26 protein-coding genes, 1 pseudogene and 1 riboswitch are annotated in these 25894 nt (G+C 61.8%); of the genes and pseudogenes, 8 read left to right on the forward strand and 19 right to left on the reverse strand.

Translation table 11 applies throughout. The features are described from left to right. Window positions 1-23: 23 nt before the first annotated feature. From E2K80_RS02505 to E2K80_RS02530, 6 genes and pseudogenes are all read right to left on the reverse strand, one after another. The gene (locus tag E2K80_RS02505; protein ID WP_135372447.1) at window positions 24-1163 is read right to left on the reverse strand and encodes an SPFH domain-containing protein; all 1140 of its coding nucleotides are present in this window, start codon (window positions 1161-1163) and stop codon (window positions 24-26) included. Between the two features lie 33 nt (window positions 1164-1196). Continuing rightward, window positions 1197-2150 carry a DUF2927 domain-containing protein gene (locus E2K80_RS02510; protein ID WP_135372449.1) on the reverse strand — a complete coding sequence of 318 codons (954 nt, stop codon included), beginning with the start codon at window positions 2148-2150 and terminating at the stop codon, window positions 1197-1199. 112 nt (window positions 2151-2262) lie between these two features. Continuing rightward, window positions 2263-3455: pseudogene (locus E2K80_RS02515) on the reverse strand (toxic anion resistance protein). Then, window positions 3448-4386: a 5-bromo-4-chloroindolyl phosphate hydrolysis family protein gene (locus E2K80_RS02520; RefSeq protein WP_135372451.1), complete on the reverse strand. Its 939-nt coding sequence runs from the start codon at window positions 4384-4386 to the stop codon at window positions 3448-3450. Before E2K80_RS02520 ends, E2K80_RS02515 begins: the two are co-directional and overlap by 8 nt. A 254-nt stretch (window positions 4387-4640) precedes the next feature. Then, the gene (locus E2K80_RS02525) at window positions 4641-5333 is read right to left on the reverse strand and encodes a glutathione S-transferase N-terminal domain-containing protein (RefSeq protein WP_135372453.1); all 693 of its coding nucleotides are present in this window, start codon (window positions 5331-5333) and stop codon (window positions 4641-4643) included. A gap of 67 nt (window positions 5334-5400) precedes the next feature. Further along, the gene (locus tag E2K80_RS02530; RefSeq protein WP_168193078.1) at window positions 5401-6315 is read right to left on the reverse strand and encodes an alpha/beta hydrolase; all 915 of its coding nucleotides are present in this window, start codon (window positions 6313-6315) and stop codon (window positions 5401-5403) included. Between the two features lie 146 nt (window positions 6316-6461). Continuing rightward, a riboswitch (SAM riboswitch) is annotated at window positions 6462-6539 on the forward strand. Window positions 6540-6608: 69 nt separating this feature from the next. Here E2K80_RS02530 and metZ point away from each other — a divergent pair. From metZ to folE2, 3 genes are all read left to right on the forward strand, one after another. Next, entirely contained in the window at window positions 6609-7802 is a 1194-nt protein-coding gene (gene metZ, locus E2K80_RS02535; RefSeq protein ID WP_135372457.1) for an O-succinylhomoserine sulfhydrylase, read from the forward strand. Further along, window positions 7799-7933, forward strand: a complete 135-nt coding sequence (locus E2K80_RS19740) for a hypothetical protein (protein ID WP_274379244.1) — start codon at window positions 7799-7801, stop codon at window positions 7931-7933. Before metZ ends, E2K80_RS19740 begins: the two co-directional genes overlap by 4 nt. Before the next feature lie 153 nt (window positions 7934-8086). Further along, window positions 8087-9181 carry a GTP cyclohydrolase FolE2 gene (gene folE2 / locus E2K80_RS02540; RefSeq protein ID WP_135372459.1) on the forward strand — a complete coding sequence of 365 codons (1095 nt, stop codon included), beginning with the start codon at window positions 8087-8089 and terminating at the stop codon, window positions 9179-9181. A 156-nt stretch (window positions 9182-9337) separates the two neighbouring features. Here the strand turns inward: folE2 and E2K80_RS02545 are convergent, their stop codons facing one another. After that, a complete protein-coding gene (locus E2K80_RS02545) occupies window positions 9338-9808 on the reverse strand; it encodes a hypothetical protein (RefSeq protein WP_135372461.1) in 471 nt (156 codons plus the stop codon). Between the two features lie 116 nt (window positions 9809-9924). Continuing rightward, a complete protein-coding gene (locus E2K80_RS02550; RefSeq protein ID WP_135372463.1) occupies window positions 9925-10359 on the reverse strand; it encodes a hypothetical protein in 435 nt (144 codons plus the stop codon). A 238-nt stretch (window positions 10360-10597) separates the two neighbouring features. Between E2K80_RS02550 and E2K80_RS02555 the strand changes: the two genes are divergently transcribed. Further along, the gene (locus E2K80_RS02555; RefSeq protein WP_135372465.1) at window positions 10598-12046 is read left to right on the forward strand and encodes a TrkH family potassium uptake protein; all 1449 of its coding nucleotides are present in this window, start codon (window positions 10598-10600) and stop codon (window positions 12044-12046) included. Between the two features lie 209 nt (window positions 12047-12255). Here E2K80_RS02555 and E2K80_RS02560 read toward each other — a convergent pair whose 3' ends face one another. Both E2K80_RS02560 and E2K80_RS02565 read right to left on the reverse strand, forming a co-directional pair. Continuing rightward, window positions 12256-13455, reverse strand: a complete 1200-nt coding sequence (locus E2K80_RS02560; RefSeq protein ID WP_135372467.1) for an NAD(P)/FAD-dependent oxidoreductase — start codon at window positions 13453-13455, stop codon at window positions 12256-12258. 84 nt (window positions 13456-13539) lie between these two features. After that, window positions 13540-14169, reverse strand: a complete 630-nt coding sequence (locus tag E2K80_RS02565) for a DnaJ domain-containing protein (protein ID WP_135372469.1) — start codon at window positions 14167-14169, stop codon at window positions 13540-13542. Window positions 14170-14244: 75 nt separating this feature from the next. Between E2K80_RS02565 and E2K80_RS02570 the strand changes: the two genes are divergently transcribed. Next, window positions 14245-14502: a BolA family protein gene (locus E2K80_RS02570; protein ID WP_135372471.1), complete on the forward strand. Its 258-nt coding sequence runs from the start codon at window positions 14245-14247 to the stop codon at window positions 14500-14502. 98 nt (window positions 14503-14600) lie between these two features. On the opposite strand, the gene E2K80_RS02575 is transcribed toward E2K80_RS02570, so the two are convergent. From E2K80_RS02575 to gatB, 3 genes are all read right to left on the reverse strand, one after another. Further along, window positions 14601-14990, reverse strand: coding sequence for a DUF4177 domain-containing protein (locus E2K80_RS02575; protein WP_135372473.1), 390 nt, complete (start codon window positions 14988-14990; stop codon window positions 14601-14603). Window positions 14991-15092: 102 nt separating this feature from the next. Continuing rightward, the gene (locus E2K80_RS19745) at window positions 15093-15224 is read right to left on the reverse strand and encodes a hypothetical protein (protein ID WP_274379245.1); all 132 of its coding nucleotides are present in this window, start codon (window positions 15222-15224) and stop codon (window positions 15093-15095) included. Window positions 15225-15611: 387 nt separating this feature from the next. After that, on the reverse strand, window positions 15612-17123 hold the full coding sequence (gatB, locus tag E2K80_RS02580) for an Asp-tRNA(Asn)/Glu-tRNA(Gln) amidotransferase subunit GatB (protein WP_135372475.1): 1512 nt from the start codon (window positions 17121-17123) through the stop codon (window positions 15612-15614). 219 nt (window positions 17124-17342) lie between these two features. Here gatB and E2K80_RS02585 point away from each other — a divergent pair, with 219 nt between their 5' ends. Both E2K80_RS02585 and E2K80_RS02590 read left to right on the forward strand, forming a co-directional pair. Next, the gene (locus tag E2K80_RS02585; RefSeq protein WP_135372477.1) at window positions 17343-17936 is read left to right on the forward strand and encodes a transglycosylase SLT domain-containing protein; all 594 of its coding nucleotides are present in this window, start codon (window positions 17343-17345) and stop codon (window positions 17934-17936) included. 258 nt (window positions 17937-18194) lie between these two features. Continuing rightward, window positions 18195-19007, forward strand: coding sequence for a lytic transglycosylase domain-containing protein (locus tag E2K80_RS02590; protein ID WP_238475632.1), 813 nt, complete (start codon window positions 18195-18197; stop codon window positions 19005-19007). Window positions 19008-19221: 214 nt separating this feature from the next. Here E2K80_RS02590 and E2K80_RS02595 read toward each other — a convergent pair whose 3' ends face one another. Together E2K80_RS02595 and E2K80_RS02600 are read right to left on the reverse strand one after the other, a co-directional pair. Beyond that, on the reverse strand, window positions 19222-19632 hold the full coding sequence (locus tag E2K80_RS02595) for a hypothetical protein (RefSeq protein WP_135372479.1): 411 nt from the start codon (window positions 19630-19632) through the stop codon (window positions 19222-19224). A gap of 54 nt (window positions 19633-19686) precedes the next feature. Continuing rightward, window positions 19687-20556 carry a lysophospholipid acyltransferase family protein gene (locus E2K80_RS02600; protein WP_135372481.1) on the reverse strand — a complete coding sequence of 290 codons (870 nt, stop codon included), beginning with the start codon at window positions 20554-20556 and terminating at the stop codon, window positions 19687-19689. Window positions 20557-20728: 172 nt separating this feature from the next. On the opposite strand from E2K80_RS02600, the gene E2K80_RS02605 reads away from it, so the two are divergent. Continuing rightward, window positions 20729-21436, forward strand: a complete 708-nt coding sequence (locus E2K80_RS02605) for a DUF1624 domain-containing protein (RefSeq protein WP_135372483.1) — start codon at window positions 20729-20731, stop codon at window positions 21434-21436. 270 nt (window positions 21437-21706) lie between these two features. On the opposite strand, the gene purF is transcribed toward E2K80_RS02605, so the two are convergent. The 4 genes from purF to E2K80_RS02625 all read right to left on the reverse strand — a co-directional run bounded on the left by purF (window position 21707) and on the right by E2K80_RS02625 (window position 25821). Beyond that, window positions 21707-23206 carry an amidophosphoribosyltransferase gene (purF, locus tag E2K80_RS02610; RefSeq protein WP_135372485.1) on the reverse strand — a complete coding sequence of 500 codons (1500 nt, stop codon included), beginning with the start codon at window positions 23204-23206 and terminating at the stop codon, window positions 21707-21709. Between the two features lie 124 nt (window positions 23207-23330). Then, window positions 23331-23936, reverse strand: a complete 606-nt coding sequence (locus E2K80_RS02615) for a CvpA family protein (RefSeq protein WP_135372487.1) — start codon at window positions 23934-23936, stop codon at window positions 23331-23333. Between the two features lie 64 nt (window positions 23937-24000). Then, on the reverse strand, window positions 24001-25365 hold the full coding sequence (gene radA / locus E2K80_RS02620) for a DNA repair protein RadA (protein WP_135372489.1): 1365 nt from the start codon (window positions 25363-25365) through the stop codon (window positions 24001-24003). 9 nt (window positions 25366-25374) lie between these two features. Next, window positions 25375-25821, reverse strand: coding sequence for a paraquat-inducible protein A (locus E2K80_RS02625; RefSeq protein ID WP_168193249.1), 447 nt, complete (start codon window positions 25819-25821; stop codon window positions 25375-25377). Window positions 25822-25894: the final 73 nt, after the last annotated feature.

Raw genomic sequence — 25894 nt, forward strand, 5'->3', positions numbered from 1 at the left:
ATGAAGCATAGAAGACCCGCGCCTTACCCGGCAGGAGGCGGTGGCGGCGGGGGCATCACCGTGAAGAGCTGTGCCAGTTCCTGCACATCCTCGGCGGTTTTCCATCCGTCCTGGCCCTGGGTCCAGACATGGGTTTCGCGGGTCAGGCTGCCATCGCTGGCCATCCGGCCCAGATCGGCCCTGGAGAACGGGCCCGTGGTCTGACCGTTCTCGGCGATGTGCCAGACATGTTCCACCGGCGGGGGAGGCGGGGCTGCGGGGGCCGCTGCGGGTTGTGCCTGCTGTGGCGGGGCGCCGCCGCCCCAGGGTCCGGCCTGGGCCATCTGATTGGCCATCGCCATGCCCATGCCCATGCCAAGGCCCGCGCCCATCCCGCCCCCGCCACCGGGGTTTTCAGCGGCGGCGCGCATCGCCTCGGCGGTCTGGAACTGCTGGTATTTGTTCAGGTCGCCCACCACGCCCATGGAGGTGCGTTTGTCCAGCGCCTCTTCCACCGCGGGCGGCAGCGAGATGTTTTCGATATAAAGCTCCGGCAGGACCAGCCCGTACTGGTCGATGGTTTCCGAGATTTTCGAGGCCAGAAGCCCGCCCATCTCGCCGGTATTGGCGGCCATGTCCAGCACCGGAATGCCGGAGCCTGCAACCACGCTGGAAAACTGCTGCACGATGATGTTGCGGATCTGGAAACTCACCTCATCCTTGGTGAATTCGCCGTCGGTGCCGACAATCTCGGTCATGAAGCGGGCGGCATCCTTGACCTTGACCGTATAGGTGCCGAAGGCGCGGATGCGGGTGGGGCCGAATTCGGGATCGCGCAGCATGATCGGGTTTTTCGTGCCCCATTTCAGATCGGTGAACCGGTTGGTGCTGACGAAATAGATCTCGGATTTGAACGGGGATTTGAAACCATGTGACCAGTTTTGCAACGTGGTCATGATCGGCATGTTGTTGGTTTCCAGCATATAGAGGCCGGGGGTGAACACATCGGCCAGCTGGCCTTCATGAATGAAAACGGCGGTCTGGCCCTCGCGCACGGTCAGTTTGGCGCCGTATTTGATTTCATGGCCATGGCGTTCAAACCGCCAGACCATGGTGTCGCGGGTATCATCGGTCCATTCGATGACGTCGATGAACTGACCGGACAGGAAATCGAAAATCGGCATATGAAGTCTCCTTTGAAATCAAATCTTGGCGGTTCAACTTGATCCGCCAAGCAACTCGCTGGCGATGACCTGCACGACGGGCCGGGCCTCGGCCGGTTCCATGCCCGGGCGCAGGCGCGGGTCATAGAGGATTTCCAGCAAAAGCTCGTCATGGCGGGTCAGCAGCGCAAATTCCTCATCATCATTGAAGATCGAGGGGCGCGCCACCGGGCTGTCATTGGGCAGGCCAAGGCCCTGGGCGACCTCTTCATGCACGCAGGACCGGCGCAGGAGATCGGGATGTTCGGTGCGGATGATGGCAATCGCGGTCACATAGTTCGGCGTCGCGCCGGTGGCCGAAAACGCATAGACCGAGCAGAAGGTGAAACGCGGCAGGCTGGTGATTTCCTGAACCGTTTCCTCCCCGATGCTGGGCAGAAGCCGGCGCAACAGCGGCCCTGCGTCCCGTTGTTCGTCGCGGTTCAGATAAAGAACATGGAAATTCCCGCCACCGGTCACCTGCCGGATCGGGTGACCGGTGACCCGGGCCAGCCTTGTGGCATAGGTGCCCAGGATCGACCGGTCGCGATCCCGTTCCTCCGCCGGGACGGAGGCGCCGAAATGGGCCTGCAGCCGGACCGGCCCCCGCCAGCGGCGCAGGCGCGAGGGGGTCTGTTGCTGGACAAACCGGCCATTGGTCAGCGCGTATTCGTCAAACAGGGCGATCCGTTCGAAATTGGCCACCAGATTGCGGTTTGTGATCGGTGTATCCGGTCCGCCGCCATCGGTGCGCAGCAACCCGTTTGCAATCAGGCGCTGCTGCACAGTGGCATAATAGCGCGCATATGACTGGCTTTCGGCGGAGGGTTCGGGCACCGCATCTGCCTGTGGCGCGCTGCGCGGGGCAGGGCGGGTCGCGGGCGCGCCCGGGGCAAACAGATCGCAGCCGGTCACGATAAACGCAACCGCCAGCAGCCCGGCCCAGATCCGACCCTTGCTTTGCCTCATGTCCCGGTTCCTATTCCCGCCATCCGACATGTATAGCATTCTGCACGTCCCGCGACTTGAAAGACGCTGTCTTTCGATATGCCCTGTTTCAGACAAAACACAAAATGCTCTGTCACTCTGACGGAACGGATTCACCGACATTGCTGCCGGTGCCATCACCCCGGGCGCTGGCCGCTGACAGGGTGTCGCGCAATTCGGTTTCCATCTTCTGCATCTCTTCTTCGGCGGCGGCGCGGCGGGCCTTGCCCTCATCGGCGATGGCCAGACTTTCCTCGATCGTCGCGATCAGATCCGCATTGGCCTGTTTCACGGCTTCGATATCGAACACGCCACGCTCCATTTCCTCGCGCACCATGCGGTTGCTGGTCCGCAGATTGGCGGCGTTTGAGGTCAACAGCTCATTGGTCAGATCATTGGCTTCCCGCACGGCGGCCGCAGCCTCGGTCGAGCGCTGGATCGTCACGGCCTGGGCCAGTTGCGTTTCCCACAGCGGTACGGTGTTCACCAGGGTCGAGTTGATCTTGGTCACCAGGGATTTGTCATTTTCCTGCACCAGCCGGATCGAGGGCAGCGATTGCATGGTCACCTGACGGGTCAGTTTCAGGTCATGGACCCGGCGCTCCAGATCGTCGCGGGCGGCGCGCAGATCCCTGAGTTCCTGGGCTTTCATCACCTGATCCTCTTCCGGTGCGGCGTCAACTTCGGCCGCTTTGGCGGGTATGTCCTGTTCGTCCAGAAGCGTCAGCTTTTCCTCACCCGCGGTGATGTAAAGCGCCAGTTCCTCATAGAAGGCCAGGGTCTTGTCATAGAGATGGTCGAGCGATTTGATGTCTTTCATCAGGGTGTGCTCATGGGCCAGAAGCTCATCGGTGATCTTGTCGATCTGGCCCTGCACATCTTCATATTTGGCCATGAAATTGTGGATCGGCCTGGCCTTGCCAAACAGACGTTCCCACCAGCTTTGCTTGCGGTTCGGGTCCAGCTCATCCACCGAAAATCCGCGGATCGTGCCAACGATATCGCGCAGGCTGTTGCCTGCCGGGCCGACATCCTTGTTCTTCACGCCTTGCAGCATGGCTTGCGAAATCGTCTGCAATTCGGCTTGCGCGTTCGACCCGAAACTCACGATAGAGTTTGTGTCGGTCATGTCGATCTCGGCCATCCGAGAGCGAATCTCTTCCGCCGTGGGGGCTCGGCATCGGCCAGCGGCACCAGTTCCGTCGAGGGGTCTGGCAGCACGATGGCATTCAGTTCATCAACCATTTTTGCGGCGGTTTCGGCTTGCTGCCGGACGGTCTCAGTCATGGTGTATGTCCTTGCTTGTAATGTGCAGATTGTCGCGGTTCAAACGGTCCCTGAGGACCTCGATTTCCACATCCAGATCACCGCGATCATCAATCAGCATTTTCTGGGTGCGGGCGGAAAAATTGGTTTCAAGATCGTCCAGAAGCTGAACGTAATCGGCGCGCACGTCCGGGTCACGGTTGCGGCCATAAAGATCGGCGAATTTCACCGTCGCGTCGCGTGCGCCCTGCAGATAGACGCCCAGATATCTGCGGGCGTCGGTCAGGTCGCGCGGGTCTTCCTCCACGGTGCGGAACATCTGCCGGACCGTGGCCTGAAACCCGTCAACCCGGGTTTCAAGCTGCCGGTCGCGGGCGCGCAGGATCGCGTCTTTCATCGCTTCAAGCAGGGTTTCGGCCTCTTCCACCTTGCGGGCGACCCGGTTGGTCTGGAAATTATCGACCCCGTCCAGCCCTTTGTCTTTCATCGGGTCGGGTTCGAAAATGAACAGATGCAATGCGCCGGCAACGGCCCCGGCGATCACGGCTGTGACAAGGTTCCACTGCCCGCCAAAAACCAGCAATCCTACCCCCGCGGCGGTCAGGGCGCTTGCGAAAATCTTGCGCGGGATCGCCGGGCGCCGGGCCACCTTGCGTTCATTATAGGCATCTTCGGCGCGTATCCCGTCGCGCAGCAGCCAGGCCGCCAGAAGCAGCACCGCCCCACCCGCCAGATCCGTGGCCATTGCCACGGTCGGTTGAAAAAACGCCGTCAGGAACACGCCCAGAGGGGCGATGAACAACAGGTTTATCTTGGCCCCGTGGCGGGCCGGGCTGCGGCCTTTGAAACTGGCCTCAAGCGGGGGCGGGACCGGGGCGGTCACACGGTCCCGCGCGGTGGCATCATTGCCGGTATCTGCGGGGCTGAATTCTCCCCCATAGCGCTTGGCCATCTCAAAGGGCTCCGAAGCCGCCGAAAACGGCCATCAGAATGATCACAAAGAGCGCTGCAAACGCCACGCCGCGTATGGTGTTGGAGGTCATCGTCGCTCCATCTTTTTGCTACCCTCTACGATAGGCATTCTTGCAGATAAAACCAGACATAGCAGGGCTTTTGCCATGTTTGGGCCAGTGGTCGCAGATCATATCCCCTCTAATCCAAGGGATTGTCCGCGCCAAGAGGGGACGTGGCGTCGCATTTTCCCCGTCAGTTGCGTTTGAAAAGCCGGTCCTGCGCAGCCTTGCCATGGGTTTCCTGTCGCCGGTCTGCGGCGACCGCGCGGCCTTTCTGCACAGCAGGGCGGTTGCCGACCGTCTTCAGCCAGCGCGCCAGATGCGGTTTATCCTCCAGTGTCTGCTGCTGACCTTCCCACAGGCTGGCCCAGGGCCAGATCGCCATATCGGCTATGGAATAGAAATCGCCCGCGACATATTCATTCCCGGCCAACTGCCTGTCCAGCACGCCATAGAGCCGCCCGGCCTCGGCCCGATAGCGATCCTTGGCATAGGGCAGGTCATTTGGCGGGTCCATATTTGGGGCGTATTTCAGGAAATGATGCGCCTGACCCGCCATCGGGCCCAGACCGCCCATCTGCCACATCAGCCATTGGTCAACCGCGATCCGGTCGCGTTCCGTGGGGCCGCCGAACTGCCCGGTTTTCCGCGCCAGATATTGCAGGATCGCGCCGGATTCGAAGATCGAAACCGGCGGCCCGTCCGGTCCGTCTGGATCGGTGATCGCGGGCATCCGGTTGTTGGGCGATATTTTCAGAAACCCCGGATCAAACTGATCGCCCGCGCCGATATCAATCAGGTGAAGCTTATAGGGCAGGCCCATTTCTTCCAGCGCGATGGTGATTTTCCAGCCATTCGGCGTGGGCCAGTAATAAAGATCAATCATGGCGGCGCTCCCGTTGCGGTCTGCGGGCACTGTCAGCCAGATGGTTGTGCGGAACAAGAGATAAGGATCAGGGCTGCGCGGTGCCGGAAAACCGGGTTCGGATATCGGCGAACCGGCTGAGGCTTGATCTCCGCTTTTGTGACGGTCCGGCAGGCAGGGCCATGCGAAGCCGGTCGAACAAGGCCGTCTGGCCGGGATCGAAAAACCCGCGATAAAGTGCAAACATCCCGGGTCTGAGATACCCGGACCAGTGGCAGACCCGGGTGACGGGTTGGCGGGTGGCAAAGCCAAGCCGGGTCAGCGCCGCGCGATCAGGGCCTGCATCAATCGCCAGATCAATCCAGCGCGGCGATGCCTGGCCCAGACCGGCGGCCAATGGGCGGTCAAACAGCTGCGGGGCCGGAACCAGCGTACGGAACAGCCCGTCGAACAGGGCGTTTTCGCCACTGGTGACATTCAGCACCTGCAGCCGCCGCCCGGCCATGGCGCGGGCCGCAAGGCTGCGATATTCAGCGCCCGATAGCAGGATCATCCGGGCCACATCATCGGGGTCAAGACGGGGCAGGGCGGCCAGCGCCACCCTTGCGCCAAGCGAATGGGCCAGAATGTTGATCTGCAGATCAGGCCGGGTGTCACGGGTCAGGCGAATGGCCCCGGCCAGTGCCGCACCCGCGGCAAAGGCCCGGTTCGCAACCCTGGCCAGACGACCCATGGCGGGCCAGCCAAAACCGATGCCAAGCCCGGCACCGGGACGGTCCAGATGCAGGTGCCGGGGCCAGCTGATCGCCTTCCAGCAGCTGCTGTCGGGCCGGGGCGACAGGATATGGCGATGTGGGCTGTTTTCCGGCGAATGCGGGCAAAAACGGTAGCCATGGATCATGAAACTTGCGCTGCTGCCAAAGGGCAGGGCCGTCAGCGCCGCAACCAGCGCATCAGGCGCGTCGATCTGGCTGCATCTGGCCGTCACGGGCAAAACGGGCATCATGCCATCCCCACTTGGTCTGGGGTGTGGATAAGTCCGTTCCACAACATTTGGGTGACGCCTGCGCAAAATCCCGGTAACGGCCCTGTAACAGGTCAGTGACAGTGACCCGATTGCCGCTTGACCTGCGCGTGGCGCAGGCCTAACCACGCGGATGTGGCGATTTGTTACCGGATTGCGGGCCACGGAAAATATTCCGCTAAAGAGGTCGAAGGTGCTGACCCTTATGCGCGCCCCGGCCATTCCTTTGGTCCGGGGTATTTTTATGCCCGGCCGCGTATGGAGATAATACGATGACGCAGACCCCACCCAAACCCTGGCACAAGCGCACCCGCGCCGTGCATTCCGGCACAAGGCGCAGCCAGTATGGCGAAGTCAGCGAGGCGCTGTTTCTGACCCAGGGCTTTGTCTATGACACCGCCGAGGCCGCCGAAGCACGGTTTATCGAGGCCGGGCCCGATGAGTTCATCTACGCCCGTTATGGCAACCCCACCGTGCGGATGTTCGAGGATCGGATCGCCGCGCTGGAAGGCACCGAGGATGCGTTTGCCACCGCCAGCGGGATGGCGGCGGTCAATGGCGCGCTGACCTCCCTGTTGCAGGCAGGTGATCATGTGGTCAGCGCGAAGGCTCTGTTCGGCTCCTGCCTCTATATTCTGGAGGATGTCCTGCCGCGCTATGGCGTGGAGGTGAGCTTTGTCGACGGCACCGATCTGGATCAGTGGAAAGCCGCGTTGCGGCCCGATACCAAAGCCGTGTTTTTCGAGTCGATCTCGAACCCGGTGCTGGAGGTGATCGACATCGCCGCCGTGGCCGATCTGGCCCATGGGGTGGGCGCACTGGTGATCGTGGACAATGTCTTTGCCACCCCGGTGTTTCAGGACAGTATCGCGCTTGGCGCCGATGTGGTGGTCTATTCCGCCACCAAACATATCGACGGGCAGGGCCGGGTGCTGGGCGGTGTGATCTGCGGCACGCAGGATTTCATCCGCAACACGGCAGAACCCTATCTGAAACATACCGGTGGCTCGATGTCGCCCTTCAACGCCTGGGTGATGCTGAAAGCCCTGGAAACCGTCGATCTGCGCTGCCGGGCCCAGGCCGAGACGGCCTTGGTTCTGGCCCGGGGGCTGGAAGGTGCCAGCGGCCTGCGCCGGGTGATCTATCCGGGGCTGGCCAGCCACCCGCAGCATGATCTGGCGCTCCGCCAGATGGAAAAGGGCGGCACCATGATCGCGCTGGAGGTGGCAGGCGGGCGCGCCGCGGCCTTCCGTCTGCTGAACGCGCTGGAGATCATCACGATCTCGAACAATCTGGGTGATGCGAAATCCCTTGTCACCCATCCGGCAACCACCACCCATCAGCGCCTGACAGAAGCGCAGCGCGACGCCCTTGGGATCAGCGAAGGCATGCTGCGGCTGAGTGTGGGGCTGGAAGATGCAGGCGATCTGCTGGCGGATCTGCAACAGGCCCTTGCCCGGGTATGAAACCGTTTCTGATCATCCAGTTGCGGCCCGAAGATGCGGCCGCTGACGAGGAATATGCCGCGCTTCTGGCAGAGCAGGTCACCGTGCGGGCAAAAATGCCGGGGGCATTCGTGGCCCGCTATCGCAGCTAGGGTCAGGCCCTAACCCCTTCATCTCAGGCAGTTTCGTGCCGCAATTGTGATCTGATGTGACGGTGTGCGCGTATCTTTTGGGCAGGTCAGGCATTTGAATGACGCCGATTTTGTCCCATATTGGGGTTCGACGCTGCGCAGAGAGGGTCTATTATGAACGTCCATGTGTCACAGACGTCAGAAGCGCCAAGCCGTGATGACGCGGCAGAAGCGCTGAAAATGCTGAAAGCCTGGGCAGAAACCGCCACGGCAAGTGAGATCAGCGCGCTGCACCCGGCGGCCTCCCGGCTGCTGGCAGAGCAGGCCCCGAAAGAACTGGCGCGCGACTATCCCGATGATTTCACCGTGGATGCGGCCTATAAAGCGTCGCTGCCCGATTTGCAGAATGGTCCGGCCTCGCTGATCAAGGGGGCGAACCGGCAGATTCAGCATGTGGGCATTTCGAATTTCCGCCTGCCGATCCGCTATCACACCCGGGACAATGGCGATCTGACCCTGGAAACCTCGGTCACCGGCACGGTCAGCCTTGAGGCCGAGAAAAAGGGCATCAACATGTCCCGGATCATGCGGTCCTTCTATGCCCATGCGGACCGGACCTTCAGCTTCGAGGTGATCGAGGCGGCGCTGGATGATTACAAGACCGATCTGGAAAGTTTCGATGCCCGCATTCAGATGCGGTTGAGCTTCCCGATGAAGGTGACCAGCCTGCGCTCGGGTCTCAGCGGATACCAGTATTACGATATCGCGCTGGAACTGGTGGAACAGGGCGGCGTGCGCAAAAAGATCGTGCATCTGGATTATGTCTATTCCTCCACCTGCCCGTGTTCTCTGGAACTGTCTGAACATGCCCGCAATACAAGGGGGCAGTTGGCGACGCCGCATTCGCAGCGTTCCGTCGCGCGGCTGTCGGTGGAGGTCAATTGCGCCGCCGATTGCCTGTGGTTCGAGGATCTGATCGACATGGCCCGCGCCGCTGTGCCGACCGAGACCCAGGTGATGGTCAAACGCGAGGATGAACAGGCCTTTGCAGAGTTGAACGCGGTCAATCCGATCTTTGTCGAGGATGCTGCCCGCCTGTTTGCAGAGCAGTTGCAGGCCGATGGGCGGATCAATGATTTCCGCGTTGTCGCCAGCCATCAGGAAAGTCTGCACAGCCATGACGCGGTCAGCGTGTTGACCGAAGGGAAAACCTTTGCCGCCGACAGTCTGGACCCGAAACTGTTCGCAACCCTGTTCCATGTCGGCTGACCAGGGGCAGGTTGCGGTCTATAGCGGTTTGCGTTTGATCTTTATCGAAAACCGCTGCCTCTCGCCTTCGGCTCGAACGCGGTTTTCGATGGGGCTGCCTCATATAAACCGCAAACCGCTTTATGTCGTGCGCCCTGGCGAGTGAAACGAAAACCGTTACCGCCCGCGCCCCTGACCGGAAGGGTCTGTGATCGGGCCGTTATCGGAATCTGTGATCCCTGTATAATATCCGCGCCGTCCGCCCCGGCCATTCCCCGCCGGGTCTGTGATCGGGCCATTATCGGAATCGGTAATCCCGGAACTGACAGGTGTGAAACCACCACCGCCACCGCGGCCATAGCCCCCGGCATCGGTGATCGGTCCGTTATCCGCATCGGTAAGACCGGTGCGCACAGACCTGCGCCCGCCACGCCCGTTTCCGCCCGCATCGGTGATCGGCCCGTTATCGGAATCGGTCATTCCGGTGCCAGTGGTGGCGGGCACCACGCAGCCGCTGAGCCCAAGACCAATGGTGCCGAGGCCCATGCCGCGCAGCAATCGACGCCGGTTCAACCCGCGTGTGGTTTCAATGTCCCCATCGCTGAGGCTGTTCTTATCAGAGCGTTTCGGTTTCTGGTCATCACACATAAAAATCACCTTTCGTCATTCAAATGTACTGAATCTCCCAGCCTCGCCGGTCAGAATCAGGGCATGAAAATGCAAATGGAGTGCTGGCTGTTATGCCAACACCCCGATAATGTCAGTCAGCCGCGGCCATTGCCGCCGGGGTCTGAACAAGCGCCCTGATCAATATCAGTCAATCCGCTGGCCACATTGCGGGGGGCTCCACGACCGGCGCCGCCCGGATCCGTCCAGGACCCGTTATCGCTGTCCGTATACCCGCCGCGTTGCTGGTTGCCATCCCCGCGGCCATTGCCGCCCGGGTCTCTCCAGCTGCCGTTGTCCTGATCCGTCGCACCAGAGCTATAGGCCCGGCAATAGCCGCGACCGGCGCCACCCGCATCGGTGATCGGGCCGTTGTCACTGTCGGTTCCGGCCTGGGCACGACCGGTTGCAACACCGGCGATGGTGACACCAAGTGCTGTGGTTCCCGCGCCGCGCAATATGCCGCGACGATCAACTGAGGTGGAAATATCGGAATCTGATAGGGACGTTTTACCGTCCTGCCTGTCGCTCATATTTAACTCCCATTGGCGAATGCGCGACCGTGAAGGCCCCGGGTGGCTATGAAGTGTTGCGGCTATGTTCCGCCTGAAAAGTAATCAGAAGCTGGTAACTTGTGAACACGCTAGCCTGACTGACCGGTTGACTCAATAGATATGGGCGCGTCCTGCCCGGGTTTTTCATGCTGCGGTTGCGAAGGAATCGGACCCGTGCGCTTGACACGCAGAGCCTGGCGCGCCAACGCTCCACCCCATGTTTGATCTGCGCCCCGTGGGCTATGTTCTGGGACTTCTGGTGTCGGTGCTGGGCGCGACGATGCTGCTGCCTATGGCTGTCGATCTCTATCTGCAGAACGGCCACTGGCAGCGATTTGCGGAAAGCGCGCTGGTCACGATGGGCATTGGTGGCTTCCTCACGCTTGCCTGCGCAAATGCTGTGACCCGGGGGCTGGGCCTGCAACAGACCTTCATGCTGACCACGGGTGTGTGGCTGGTGCTGCCGGTCTTCGGGGCATTGCCCTTCATGCTGGGGGCGACCGGCGCAAGTTGGACCGATGCGTTTTTCGAGGCGATGTCCGGGCTGACAACCACCGGGTCGACCGTGTTCAGCGGGCTGGATGATCTGCCAGCGGGGCTGTTGTTATGGCGCGGGTTGCTGCAATGGTTCGGCGGTATCGGGATCATTGTCGTGGCCATGGTGTTTCTGCCTGAACTGCGGGTCGGCGGTATGCAGGTATTCCGCTCGGAAGCCTTTGATACAATGGGTAAAATTCTGCCCCGCGCCACCGAGATCGCAAACCGGATTTCAGTGATTTATCTGATCCTGACAGTGATGTGCGCGCTGACATATGCCGCTTTGGGCATGCCGGTCTTCGATGCGGTCGTGCATGCGATGACGTCGCTCTCGACCGGGGGGTTTTCCACCCATGATGCCTCATTCGGGGCGTTTCAGGGGCCAATGGAATATGCCGCCGCTGTCTTCATGATTTTGGCAAGCCTGCCGTTTGTGCGGTATATCCAGCTGGTCGCAGGCACCGCGCGCCCGATCTTTCGTGACAGCCAGATACGCGCCTATCTGGTCACAATCCTGACCCTGACCCTGGTGACAACCGTTTACCGTATGGTGGTCAATGGCGATCATCTGGAACACGGGTTTCGCGAGGGGATTTTCAATGTCACCTCGATCATCAGCGGCACCGGGTATGCCAGTGTGGATTATCAGCTATGGGGCAGTTTTCCGGTGGTCCTGTTCTTTTTCATCGGCCTGATCGGGGGCTGCGCCGGCTCGACTTCCTGCTCGATCAAGGTGTTCCGCTACCAGATGCTGATGGCTTCGATCTCGACCCAGGTGAAACGGCTTTATGCCCCCCATGGAGTGTTTGAGCCGCGGTTTGAGGGCCGCCCGGTATCCGAGGATGTGCTGAATTCGGTGATGGCCTTTTTTGTGCTGTTCTTCGTGACGCTGGGGGTGGTGGCGGTGTTGCTGGGTCTGACCGGGCTGGATTTCGTCACCGCCGTTTCGGGCGCGGCAACCGCTGTGGGCAATATCGGCCCGGGGCTGGGCCCCGAGATCGGCCCGGCGGGCAATTTCGCGGGGCTGAATGATACGGCGAAATGGATTTTATCGGCGGCGATGCTGATCGGACGGCTGGAACTGATGCTGGTTTTCGTTCTGTTCACCGCAGCGTTCTGGCGCGCCTGATCCGGGCGAAGCGGCATGGCTGGGGGCAGAGCATGCCATGGCGCCGGACTGAAATTCTGAACCGCATATACATTGCGCAGAGGGCATCGCCCGAACCGAGGGGAGGGCGAGAAGCGCCCGCGCCCCGTGGGGGCGGCTCAGACGCTGCCCGGCGGTGCCGCCGGGCGGGAAGGTGGTGTGGGCTGGCGTCGGAATGTTAGCCCGAGGCCCTATCGCTGCGCCTCAATCGCGCGTCCGGCTGCCACGCCCGAGGCCCAGGCCCATTGGAAATTATAGCCCCCCAGCCATCCGGTCACATCCACAACCTCGCCAATGAGATAGAGGCCCGGCACCTGACCGGAGGCCATGGTTTTTGAGTTGATCTGATCGGTGGCCACACCGCCAAGCGTGACCTCCGCCGTGCGGTAGCCTTCGGAGGAGGTTGGCGTCATCTCCCACCTGGTCAAATGATCGGTCAACCGGCGCAGGGCGCTGTCGGACAGATCGCCCAGATTGCCCGAAAGCCCCAGTTCGATCCCCAGATACCGGGCCAGTTTCTGCGGCAGAAGCTCAGCCAGGGCCGTGACCACCGCCTTGCCTCCGGCCTGATCCCGGCGGGTGTGGAGATGGGCGAAAAGATCGGTCTCCGGCCGCAGCGCGACCTGAAGCCGGTCACCTTCACGCCAGTATGACGAAATTTGCAGGATTGCGGGCCCCGACAATCCGCGATGGGTGAACAGCATCGCCTCGTCAAAGCTGCTGCCGTTGCAGGTGATCCGTGTGTCCACAGAGATGCCCGACAGGGGGGCGAGGGCGGTTTTGACCTCTTCATTAAAGGTCAGGGGCACAAGGCCCGGGCGGGTTTCGGTCAACCGGTGGCCGAACTGTTCTGCAAGACGATAGCCCAAAGCGCTGGCACCCATTTTCGGGATCGACTTGCCGCCTGTGGCCACCACCAGATTGCGGGCCGTGACCGTGACGGCCGTGCCACCCCGGTTGAGCCGCACCTGGAACCCTGTGCCGGTATGTGTCACATCCTCGACCGAACTGTTCAGCCACAGATCGGCGGGCTGCATTTCGGCCAGCAGCATCTGGATGATGTCCTTGGCGGATCGGTCGCAGAAAAGCTGCCCCAGGGTCTTTTCGTACCAGGGGATGTTGTGCCGCTCCACCAGATCAAGGAAATCCCACGGGGTGAACCGGCTGAGCGCGGATTTGGCGAAATGCGGATTTTCCGACAGGAAATTTTTGGCACTGGTGTTCAGATTGGTGAAATTACAGCGCCCGCCGCCGGAGATGCGGATCTTTTCCCCCGGGGCTTTGGCATGGTCGATGACCAGCGTGTCGGCCCCCGCATGGGCGGCACAGATAAGGCCTGCGGCACCTGCGCCGAGGATCAGGGTTGTGACACTGTGAACAGGGCGGGGCATTGGGCCTCTTGCAGGCGTGGGACGCCTCCGGCGGGCGTATTTGGGACAAGAAGAAGCCGGGGCCGGGTTTGGCCGGGATGTGGCTCAGTCTTTGAAATTGCGGCTTTCCTTGATCTGGTCCCAGGCCCAGACAACCTCTTGCAGCCGGTCTTCATCGGTGCGGTCGCCGCCATTCATATCAGGGTGCAGGATCTTGATCAGCGCCTTGTAGGATTTGCGGATTTCGGCCTTGGCCCAGTGGTCCTTGGCCTCAAGAATATCCAGCGCCCGGCGTTCCGTGGGCGGCAGTTTGCGGGTGCCGGTGATCGAGCGGCCCCGGTTCTGGGTCGCATTGCCGCCAAGCACCTGATGGGCATCATCCACCCCAAGCCGGGCCCAGGCCCGTTCTTCCGCCGATTGCTTGAAGGATTTTGTGGGCCGGTCCCAGACCCGGTCCCGGTCAAGCTGCGCTTCCATCTCGGCCTCGGTGGTGCCTTCGAAGAAATTCCATTTCAGATTGTATTCGCGCACATGTTCGCGGCAGAACCACAGGTAATCATCCAGCACATCGGGTGATCTCGGGGCGCGATACTGCCCGGCCTCGTTACAGCCCGGATGTTCACAGACCCGCTGCGAGGTTTCAAACGCACCGGACATGCCGCGCCGCCCGCCCCGGCGTTTCTTTTTGTCGGTCGAGACGCGGAGGTCGAAATTGAACGGGTCTTTTTCGGTCATCAGGGTGCCTTTTCGACTCGGAACAGCCAGTTTAGAGTGTTGGACGGTGAGGTGAAGAGGGGGCGGGCGAAAATAATGACGCGGGCAGAGAAAATCCGGTCACGGTTAAGAGAGGCATTTGATCCCGCGCTGCTGGAGGTGGTGGATGACAGCGAAAGCCATCGCGGCCATGCCGGGTATCAGGAGGGTGGCGAAAGCCATTTTCATGTGACGATTCAAAGCGATGGGTTTGAGGGGCTGAGCCGGATCGCGAAGCATCGCGCGGTACATGACGCCCTGGGCCGCGAGCTGCTGGCAGAGATTCACGCCCTGTCCTTGGATATCCGCAGTTAAAGCACCCTGCCTGAAACTTGACTCACAAATACCCTGCCACGCTTCGCGTTCCCAGGGTATTTGTGATGCGCGATGTCTCAGATTTAAGGCAGGGTACTCTAGGTCACGCGCAGGTCTGCCGGGGCTTCCACCGGGGTCTCCGGCTCTGCGGGATCGCCCCCGGGCTGCTCCTCAGGGGGCGTCTCTGGCGCGGGGTCCGGCGCAACCGGGGCGGCGATAAGGATCGGGGTCTCGGCGGATGCCGTGGCCTCTTCTTCCAGAATACGGCGGAAAATCAGGATGTTGCGATAGATCTTCTGACTGCCGGTCAGCCCCGCCCGTTCCGTCGCGGGGAGTGTATCGGCGCGCAGATATTCCCAACCCTCGGCACCAAGCGCGTTCATCAGGGTTTCCAGCGTATGGGCAAACCGCGCGGCACCGGGTTTCACACCCTTGGCCTTCACCGCTTTTTCGGGCGCCGGAACAACCTTGTATTCATATATCTGCATGGGATCCCCGCGAGGCCTGTGACGCGCGGCAGCATAGGCAAAACCGGCGCCGGGGCAAGGCCGGTCGGGGCGGAAATCGGGGTGTGCGGAGGTATGGGCCGGTTATTCGGCGGGGTGGTCCTGGCGGCTTTGTTCAAGCTTCCGGTCAAGGGCTTTGCCACTGACATGCGCCCATATGATACCGGCGCCTGCCAGTGCGAGGGCCATGAATGGCACGGCGATCTCAATCGACATGATCGGCCTCCTTTTTCAGATATCCTATAGCTTCGGTCTGAAATTCTGAAGCACCCCACATCACCCTTCCGCCCGGCGGCAGCGCCGGGCAGCGTCTGAGCCGCCTCCACGGGGCGCGGGCGCTTCTCGCCCTCCCCTCGGTTCGGGCGATGCCCTCCGCGCAATGCATATGTGATGCAGGATTGCAAAGCCGATCATACCAAGCGAAACGGCATTCAGGAAACTATAGCGTTTCGGGACATACCTGGATCACTTGTTCGCTGCCTTTCGCCTGCGGCTCAAACGCGAAAAGTGATATTCGGTGTCTCAGGGTTTCCCGAAACGCTTTAGCCAGCAGTTTCAGCCGTTCGTTTCGTATCAGCAGATCGTCGCGGATATGCGGCATGGTCACAGGCCCAGCTTATCGCTCACGATCTGGTTCACCGCTTTCGGGTTGGCCTTGCCGCCGGTGGCTTTCATCACCTGACCCACAAACCAGCCCGCGAGTTTCGGGTTCTGTTTGGCTTTCTCGACCTGTGCCGGATTGGTGGCGATGATCTCGTCCACCGCGGCCTCGATCGCGCCGGTATCGGTGACCTGTTTCATGCCGCGCGCCTCGACGATTTCCGCCGGGTCGCCGCCTTCGGTATAGACAATCTCGAACAGGTCCTTGGCGATCTTGCCCGAGATGTCACCGGCGGTGATCAGGGTGATGATACCGGCCAGCTGCGCCGGGCTGACGGGCGATGCGGTGATATCGTGATCTTCCTTTTTCAGCCTGCCGAACAATTCATTGGTCACCCAGTTGGCGGCCAGCTTGCCGTCGCTTTCGGCGGCCACTGCCTCAAAATAGGCGGCGGAATCCGTGTCGGCGGTCAGCACCGAGGCGTCATAATCGCTGAGCCCGAAATCATCTATGAAACGGGCCTTCCTGGCATCGGGAAGCTCTGGCAGGGAGGCTTCGATCTCATCAACCCAGGCCTGTTCAATCTCCAGCGGCAGCAGATCGGGGCAGGGGAAATAGCGATAGTCATGCGCCTCTTCCTTGGAGCGCATGGACCGGGTTTCGCCCTTGTCCGGGTCGTAGAGACGGGTTTCCTGATCAATCTTGCCGCCTGCCTCCAGTATCGCGATCTGGCGTTTGGCCTCCACCTCGATGGCCTGCTGGATGAACCGCAGGGAGTTCATGTTCTTGATTTCGCAGCGTGTGCCCAGATGATCGAAATCCTGGGTCGCCTGATATTTTTCATACTGGCCGGGGGCGCAGACAGAGACATTCACATCGGCGCGCAGATTGCCGTTTTGCATATTGCCGTCACAGGTGCCCAGATAACGCAGGATCTGCCGCAGTTTGGTGACATAGGCCGCCGCCTCTTCCGGGCCGCGGATGTCAGGGCGGGAGACGATCTCCATCAGTGCCACACCGGTGCGGTTCAGATCGACAAAGGACATGGCCGGGTCCATGTCATGGATCAGTTTGCCCGCATCCTGTTCCAGATGAATCCGCTCGATCCGCACAGGACGCGCGGTGCCATCGCCCATCTCGACCAGCACATCGCCTTCGCCCACGATCGGATGATAAAGCTGGCTGATCTGATAGCCCTGGGGCAGGTCGGGATAGAAATAATTCTTGCGGTCGAAGGCCGAGCGCAGGTGGATCTCTGCATTCAGGCCAAGGCCGGTGCGCACCGCCTGTTCGACGCAGAATTCATTGATCACCGGCAACATGCCGGGCATGCCCGCATCGACAAAGGCCACATTGGAATTGGGTTCGGCCCCGAATGAGGTGGAGGCGCCGGAAAACAGCTTGGCGTCGGAGGCAACCTGGGCGTGAACCTCCATCCCGATCACAAGTTCCCAATCCTGCCTGGCACCGGAGATGGTTTTGGGTTTGGGCAGATCATAGGTCAAATCAAGCATCGGGGCCTCCGTCATGGGACGGAACGGGTTTAGGTGAGCGGGGCGGGGGGGGCAAGGGGCGGCAAGCGGGATCCTGGTCAAATATTGGCGGCGGAAAGCCGGGTTTTAGCGCCTTCTGAGCGGCGATTTGCCCATGTCTGTTTTGACCACTTGCACTGCGCGGCACTGTCCGGCATGAGGCGCCGTCTGCGATATTGTTTCTGATTTGGGGGTCAGTTTATGCATCGTTTCCTGTGTGGGATCGTCTTATCCATAAGTCTTGCGGGGCTGGCCGGATGTGTGGCCGCGACGCCGGATATGTCGTCAAGCAATATGAGCCCGCCAATGCGCTGGGATTTCCGCCCCGAAGGCGCGTTATGGACCGAGGCGTCGATGGAGATGCTGGAGGGGGATGCCGCCGTGCTGACCCGGATTGTGCCCAATGATATCCGCACCTGGTGCCCGGCATATCCCGAGGCCAGCGTGCAGGAGCGGGCGGCGTTCTGGGCCGGGCTGTTATCGGCTCTGGCCCATCACGAAAGCACCTGGCGCCCCGAGGCGGTTGGCGGCGGTGGCCGCTGGTTCGGTCTGGTGCAGATCGCGCCTGCAACAGCAAGGGGATATGGTTGTTCCGCGCGCAGTGGCGCGGCCCTTCAGGAGGGGTCGGCGAACCTGCAATGTGCGCTTCGGATCTGGTCAACCACGGTGCCGCGGGATGGGGTGATCTCCGCCGGTGGTGACGGGATCGCGGCCGATTGGGGGCCGATGGTGATGCGTTCGAAACGCGAAGAAATGCAGACATGGACCCGTCAGCAAAGCTATTGCCAGGGCTGAACCTGTCCGGCTTGGCCTGATGGGCGTTGCGCAGGCTCGGTTCCGACGGGGCATTTGTGGCATGTGAGCGGGTTTTGGATACTGTCGCTGCGCCCGGATAGCGCTTGTTTGCGCGCGATACATATTCGGGGCAGAGGCGGTAAACCGCCCCTGTGGACAGCTTGGTGGATTGTTTCGTGAATCCCGCGATATCTGGGCTTGCTGAATGGTTAACAAAGCGTCACCCTGAACGGCGAAGCATCTGGGGGGAGGCTGCGCATGGGGTGGCGCGATACGTTTTACGTGATTTTTCTTGGGGTTTTGCCCGGGGTCACCCTTGCTCAGGATGCACCGGTGATTGCCCCGGATCTGGCCGCGTCTGATCTGGTCATCGGTTCCATGACGCTGTCCACCCCGTCCGAGCCTTTTGATGAGATCAGCGCGCTTGCACCGGGTCTCAGCCCCCTGCCCATGGCGCGTGAGGATTGGACGCTTCCGGCCTTGGCCTGGGATGGGCAACCCGATGGCCCGGGGTGGAGCCTGGCAGTGATGTCAGCCCTGCGCGGGCCGGGGGCCGAGCTGATGGATGTGGTGCCCGGCGATATCACAAGCTGGTGCCCGGGATATGAGGCCGGCGACCGGGCGCAACGGGCCGCGTTCTGGGCCGGGCTGGTATCGGCACTGGCCTGGCATGAAAGTTCCTGGCGACCCCGCGCTGTCGGCGGGGGCGGACGCTGGTTCGGGCTGGTGCAGATTGCGCCGGGCACTGCGCGCTGGCGCAATTGCGAGGTCAGGTCGGGGCAGGCGCTTCTGGACGGGCCTGCCAACCTGCGCTGTGGCATCACGATTATGGCGGCCACGGTGACCCGGGATCGGGTGATCTCTGAAGGGATGCGCGGGCTGGCGGTCGATTGGGGGCCGTTCCATTCCCGCCGCAAACAGGAAGAGATGCAAAGCTGGGTGCGGCGGCAGGCCTATTGCCGCCCGCCGACACGGCCGCATATCCGGCCTGCAGGGCTGGTGCCAAGGCCGGTGACGCCGCTGCCCCGACCGGATCAGGGCCACGCAGTTCCAAACGCTGTCGTCGACTAAAGCATGCTGCCTTAAACCTGAGACATCGCGCATCACAAATGTCCCGGGAACGCGAAGCGTGGCAGGGTATTTGTGATTCAAGTTTCAGGCAGGGTGCTTTAAAGCGTTTCGACTTACTGTTGAAATGCCTTTCGCTGCCTTTCGCCTTCGGCTCAAACGCGAAAGCCGTTCTACTGCTTCAATGTAAAGTCGAAACGCTATAAAGGCAGGGCGCTTAAAGCGCCCGTACGGGGATGCCGCGATCCGTGGCCTCGCGGATCAGCACAAGCGGCGCGGGCATGGCCTGTTCGGGCACGCCCACATGGGACCCGTCGGTCATCACAATGGTGCAGCGCGCCGGGCCGTCATGGTCACAGACCCGCAGATGGGCAATGGATTTGATCGGCAGGATGTGATCATCGGGGCCGTCATAGACATACCAGACATCGCGCGACAGATGCAGGCCATAGACCGGGGTCACGATCATCTGCCACAGGCAGCCTGCCAGGGCCGGGATCAACAGCAACAGCACAAAACCGGGGATCAGATGCCACAGAAAAGCGGTAAGCAGGGCCAGCCCGGCAAAGGCCGTGGCGCTGAGCACAAGCCCGCCGGGCCGGGTGCGATAGCTGAAGTCACATGTCATGGGGATTGAGCTACGGGGTCATTGCGCCCGCAATGTGGCGCAGATTGGGAAAGCTCAGGTCGAACTCTGGCCAAAGACGGGACGGCAGGCCCGGGTCAGCGAAACAGCAGGCATGTGGCCTGCCAGCGCCAGAGTATAGTTGCGCAACTGAACGATCGCCTCGGCGCTGTCACAGGCCAGTTCACCGGGTGGAACGGGCCGGCCGATGGTGACACGAAAGGGCTGGCGGGCCTTGTTCAGGGTCTCATGGAACAGCGTGATGTCGCGCAGGGTGGGGTGGAGCGCATCAAAGGCATAGAACAGGGCTGAATTGCGGGCGCGGATATGCACCGGGATAACGCTCAGGTCGAATTTCCGCGCGATCATCGCCGCCGAACGCATCCAGGGGCGTTCATGCAGCCGCAGGCCCCGGCGTTTGGCAAGCCTGCCCGCAGGGAAGATCACCCCGATCCGGCCTGTATCCAGGGCGCGATGAAGGCCCTGCATCGTGCCCCGGGTTTTCGCATGCCCGCGCCTTTCGGGCCGCCATTCAACGGGCAGGATCAACTCTTCCATCTGCGGCAGGACCCGCAGGATATCGGCATTGGCCATAATGAAGGCATCCGGCCGCCGCTTGCAGATCAGGTGATGCAGGATAATGCCATCGGCGATGCCGGTGGGGTGATTGGCCACAATCAGCGCCGGGCCGGTTACGGGGATATGGGCGAGGCCACGGGCGGTGACATTCTGGGCGATCATCTGTGCCAGATGGTCCATGATCTGTGGCATCGGCAATGTGGTGAGCGCATCGCCAAGCCGGAGCGTGCGGTGATAGCCCAGAATATGGTTGAGCGCTGCGCGGGCAAAGGCGGTCCCGGGCCGCCCGGAAAACAGCCAGGGCGCGCGCTCGGCGATCAGCGGGTCGGTGCGGGCTGCGATATTCATGACTGTCTGGATGGGTGCTCTGTGTAACAGGGATAAGACGCCCACCTGATCCGTGCGCGGATTTCTGCGCCAGGGGGGTGGCATGGGCGCGGCTTGGCGTTAGGCTGGCCCCGGAACACAGGTGGAGGCGCGGGATGCGACCGGGGCGATAGCAGGGCCGACAGGGCGGATTATGGCGCTGGATCTGGCGCGGAGCGCGGCCCTGCTGGGGATGATCCTCTATCATTTCACCTTCGATCTGGCGCTGTTCGGGTATCTGCCGCCTGACACGGCCATCACCGGTGTCTGGGCGGCATTTGCCAAACTGGTGGCGGGGAGCTTTCTGTTTCTGGCGGGGGGGAGCCTGTGGCTGGCCCATGGGCGCGGGCTGCTCTGGCCCGCTTTCCGGCGGCGGCTGGCGATGGTGGGCGGCGCGGCGGCGCTGATCACGGTTGCGACTTATGTGGCGATGCCGCAAAGCTTTATTTTCTTTGGCATTTTACACTCCATCGCAATGTGCAGTGTGATCGGTCTGGCCTTTCTGCGCCTGCCGGGGTTGCTGACACTGGGATGTGCCCTGGGGGTGCTGCTGCTGCCGCAATATGCGCGGTTCGAGCTGTTCAATACGCCCTGGTTCTGGTGGACGGGCCTTGGCACCATCTGGCCCCCGACGATGGATTATGAGCCGATCTTTCCCTGGGCGGCGCCGTTTCTGGCAGGGCTGGGCGTGGCGCGGATGCTGGACCGGTCCGGCTGGCTGCCGCGCCCGGCGGTGCCCGGGGCGGTGCAGCGGGTGCTGGCCTGGCCGGGGCGGCATTCTCTGGCGGTCTATCTGGTTCACCAGCCGGTGCTGATCGGCCTGCTGTGGCTGGTGACACAGGGGACCGGCAAGGTGCCGTAGGCCACCAACTCATAAACGCGCAACCAGATGCGAGCGGCGGCGTGCCTGACGAGGGCGCGGAAGGTCGCGTCATGTTTCTCGTCTCCGGTCGCGACCGCCCTGTATGTCTTGAGCTTTGAGAAGGCAGCATGGGTTTTCATGGTCAGACCCACGAGGTTCAGGACCAAAACTCTGCAGCACATATGTATTGTACGAAGGGCAGCGCCTGATCCGTCCCCATGGGCCGCTCACAAACCGCTTTAACGCAGCGAAGGAATATCCCGGCTCGCTCTATTCTGCCGGTTCTTTGCAGAACTCGAACCCTTTGGCCGCCATATCCGTGGGCCTGACCGGGTAGTCGCCCGTGAAACAGGCGTCACAATATTGCGGGGCGTGAGTGTTGCGGCCCTTGGCCTCGCCCACGGCGCGGTAAAGACCATCCAGCGAGATGAAGCGCAGCGAATCCACATGCAGATGGGCGCGCATTTCCTCTTCCGACATGGTCGAGGCCAGCAGTTTCTCCCGCTCCGGCGTGTCGACGCCGTAGAAACAGGGCCAGGCCGTGGGCGGGCTGGCAATGCGGAAATGCACCTCGGCGGCGCCCGCATCCAGGATCATCTCCTTGATCTTCCGGCTGGTGGTGCCGCGCACCACGCTGTCATCCACCAGGATCACCCGTTTGTCGCGGATCAGCGCGCGGTTCACGTTCAGCTTCAGACGCACACCCATATTGCGGATCTGTTCGGTCGGCTCGATGAAGGTCCGGCCCATATACTGGTTGCGGATGATCCCCATCGCATAGGGGATACCGCTTTCCTGGCTGAAACCGATCGCTGCCGGTGTGCCACTGTCGGGCACGGGGCAGACCAGATCGGCGTCAACCGGGGCCTCACGGGCCAGTTCCACACCGATCTGACGGCGGGTCTCATACACCGACCGCCCGCCAAGGATGCTGTCAGGGCGGCTGAAATACACATGTTCGAAGATGCAGCTTCGCGGTTTGCGCGGCTCGAACGGCATATAGCTTTCGATGCCAGTGCCGTTGATCACCACCATTTCACCGGGTTCCACATCACGCACATACTCGGCGCCGATGATATCCAGCGCGCAGGTCTCGGAGCTGAGCACCCAACCCTCGCCCAAGCGGCCCAGAACCAGCGGCCGCACGCCAAGCGCGTCGCGCACACCGATCAGCTTGGTCCGGGTCATCGCAACGATGGAAAACGCGCCCTCGACCCGGCGCAGGGCGTCTTTCATCCGCTCAGGGATGGTTTTTTGATAGCTGCGCGCCATCAGATGGATGATGCATTCACTGTCGCTTGAGCTTTGAAAGATCGAGCCGCGCCCGATCAGCTCGCGGCGCAATTCCTCGGCATTGACGATATTGCCATTATGGGCAATGGCAGCCCCGCCCATGGCGAACTCTCCGAAAAACGGCTGCACGTCACGGATCGCGGTGTTGCCCTTGGACCCGGTGGTGGAATAGCGCACATGACCGATGGCAAGCGGCCCGGGCAGGGTTTCCATCACCTTGTGGGAGGTGAAATTGTCCCGCACATAGCCAAATCGCCGGGCGGAGTTGAAGCCGTGATCGGGGTGGTGGGCGACGATCCCGCCGGCCTCTTGCCCGCGATGTTGCAGCGCATGCAGGCCAAGGGCGACGAAATTGGCTGCGTCAGTCAGGCCGATCACGCCGAAAACGCCGCATTCCTCGTGCAATTTATCATCGTCGAACGGATCAAAGGGATGGGCGGGGAAACGGGCGTCAGCGGCGCCGGTCGGGTGGCTCATTCAGTCGCTCCTGTGGCAGCAGGTGAGGTCCGAATCCGAGGGTGGTTCGAGTGTTGTGTAGGGTGTCTGACCCGCTCTGTCACGCGTCGGTTCTCCAACCTGTCACAATTGTTGCGGTCCTGCCCTAATTGTCGGTGGCCACCGGGGGTGTTTCGACCGGTGCTGCCTCTTCGGTGGCGGCATCGGTGGAGTTGATCAACTCGTCATACCGGTCCAGAATCCAGCCCGGGGCATCACTTGGAATCTGCGCTTCGATCCGATCTTTCAGCCGGGCGAAAATCTGTGCCGTCCGGCTGTCATCAACCATCGGCACCGCCTGATCGCCTGCAACCCGGTCGTAGACAACCAGCGCCACGACCACCAGCAACACCCCGCGCGCGACCCCGAACAGAAACCCCAGCCCGGCATCCAGCCCCCCCAGAACCGACCGCTGGATCGCGGTGGAGAACAGCGGTGTGAAAATCGACACGATCACCAGGGCGATTGCAAAGACACCGGCAAAGGCGACGATGATCCCAAGTTCGTTGCTGTCCCCGATGAAATCCCCCACATACGGAATTTCACGGACCAGGGGAAAGGCATTCGGGGCAAAGATGAAGGCGACAATCGCGGCGATGACCCATCCGGCGATGGCCATGATTTCGCGCACGAAGCCACGGGAATAGGCCAGAATGGCCGAGATCACGATAACGGCTGCAACAACGCCGTCGATGATTGTGAAGCCGTCCATGGCTGCCCTCGTCTGTTTCTACATATACGCGCGTCCGTTGACGCAGTGATTTCGCAACGCTGTTTTACGCGGCCCCGAACACATCGCCCACAAAACGGGTCAGATCGGCCATGGGCATCAGGTCCATCCCGGCCCCGTCGCCGGTTTTACACCCCTCGGGCACCATGGCCTGTGAAAAACCAAGTTTCCGGGCCTCTTTCAACCTGTTTTCCGCCTGAGCCACCGGACGCAGCGCGCCAGAGAGACTCAGTTCCCCGAATACCACACAATGTGGCGGAATTGCGGCATCCTCCCGGGCGGACAGAAGGGCGGCGGCAACGGCCAGATCGGCCGCCGGTTCGGAGACCCGCATGCCGCCGGCGATATTCAGATAGACATCAAGCCCCTGAAACGAGATGCCGACACGCGCCTCAAGCACTGCCAGGATCATCGACAGGCGGCCACTGTCCCAGCCCACCACCGCCCGGCGCGGCTGGCTGAGAGAGGAGGGCGCCACAAGCGCCTGAATTTCCACCAGAACCGGGCGGGTGCCTTCGATACCGGCAAACACCACCGAACCGGGGGCGGGTTTGTCACGGTCTGACAGGAACAGGGCTGACGGGTTTGGCACCTCGGCCAGACCTGTGCCGGTCATCTCGAAAACGCCGATCTCATCAGCCGGGCCGAACCGGTTTTTCACCGCGCGCAGGATGCGAAACTGATGGCCGCGTTCGCCTTCGAAATACAGCACCGTGTCGACCATATGTTCAACCACACGCGGCCCCGCGATCTGGCCTTCCTTGGTCACATGGCCCACCAGCATCACCGCCACACCGCGTTTCTTGGCAAAGGTGACCAGTTCATGGGCCGCCGCGCGCACCTGGCTGACCGAGCCGGGGGCGCTTTCCACCGTGTCCAGCCACATGGTCTGGATCGAATCGATGATCACCAGATCCGGGCGTTCCGCATCCAGCGTGGTCAGGATGTCGCGCAGATTGGTTTCAGCGGCAAGTTTTACAGCGGCGTCGGACAGGCCAAGCCGCTGAGCGCGCATCCGCACCTGGGCTGTGGCCTCTTCCCCCGAGACATAGATGACCTTCAGCCCGGTCCGCGCGAAACTGGCCGCCGCCTGCAACAGCAGCGTTGATTTCCCGATCCCCGGGTCGCCGCCCACCAGACAGGCCGAGGCCGGAACCAGCCCGCCGCCCAGCACCCGGTCCAACTCGGCCATGGCCGCGCTCTGGCGGGGGGGTGGTGCTTCTTCGGTGGTCAGATCGCTTAGCACCATGGCCCGGCCCTTGACCACACCAAGGGATTTGCCCGGCCCGGCGGAAAGCGGCGCTTCCTCGGCGATGGTATTCCATTCGCCACAGTTTTCGCAGCGCCCGGCCCATTTCTGGGTGACGCTGCCACAGGCGGAACAGACAAAACGGGTGACGGGTTTGGCCATGGGAAGGGCTTAGCCGAGCCGGCCCTGCTTGACCAGATGGCTGGTCCACAGGCTGACCGCCAGCGAGGCCAGAATGCAGCCGGTGAACAGCCAGAGCCCCCAGGCGGTTTCCACCCGGCCGACGCTGACCCCTTTGGCCAGCACGATATAAAGCGCGATCAGAAACACATCTGCCATGGCCAGCTTGCCAAGCGCCGCGGTCAACGGCAGCCAGCGTTCGGCCAGACGCCCCGCATGGATGAATGCCAGTGCGATGGTCTTGCTGATCGGCGCCACCAGGGCGAAAAACACCACCAGTATGGCCAACAGCGTTTCATCCTCCCAAAGGGCGCCAATGCCGGACAGGACCGAGATTTCATCCAGCCCGAACAGCGGCAGCAGACCCGCCCGCATCAATGGTGCAAACCACGAGATCGGGAACAGGATCAGCAGGAACAGATTGACGATAAGCAACACGCGCATGGGCGATCCTGATATGTGACGGGCCACGGCCCTGACATGACCCAAGGCATGCGGGATGCGCAAGTCT

This window comes from Rhodophyticola sp. CCM32 (assembly GCF_004751985.1).
Classification (GTDB): Bacteria; Pseudomonadota; Alphaproteobacteria; order Rhodobacterales; family Rhodobacteraceae; genus Rhodophyticola.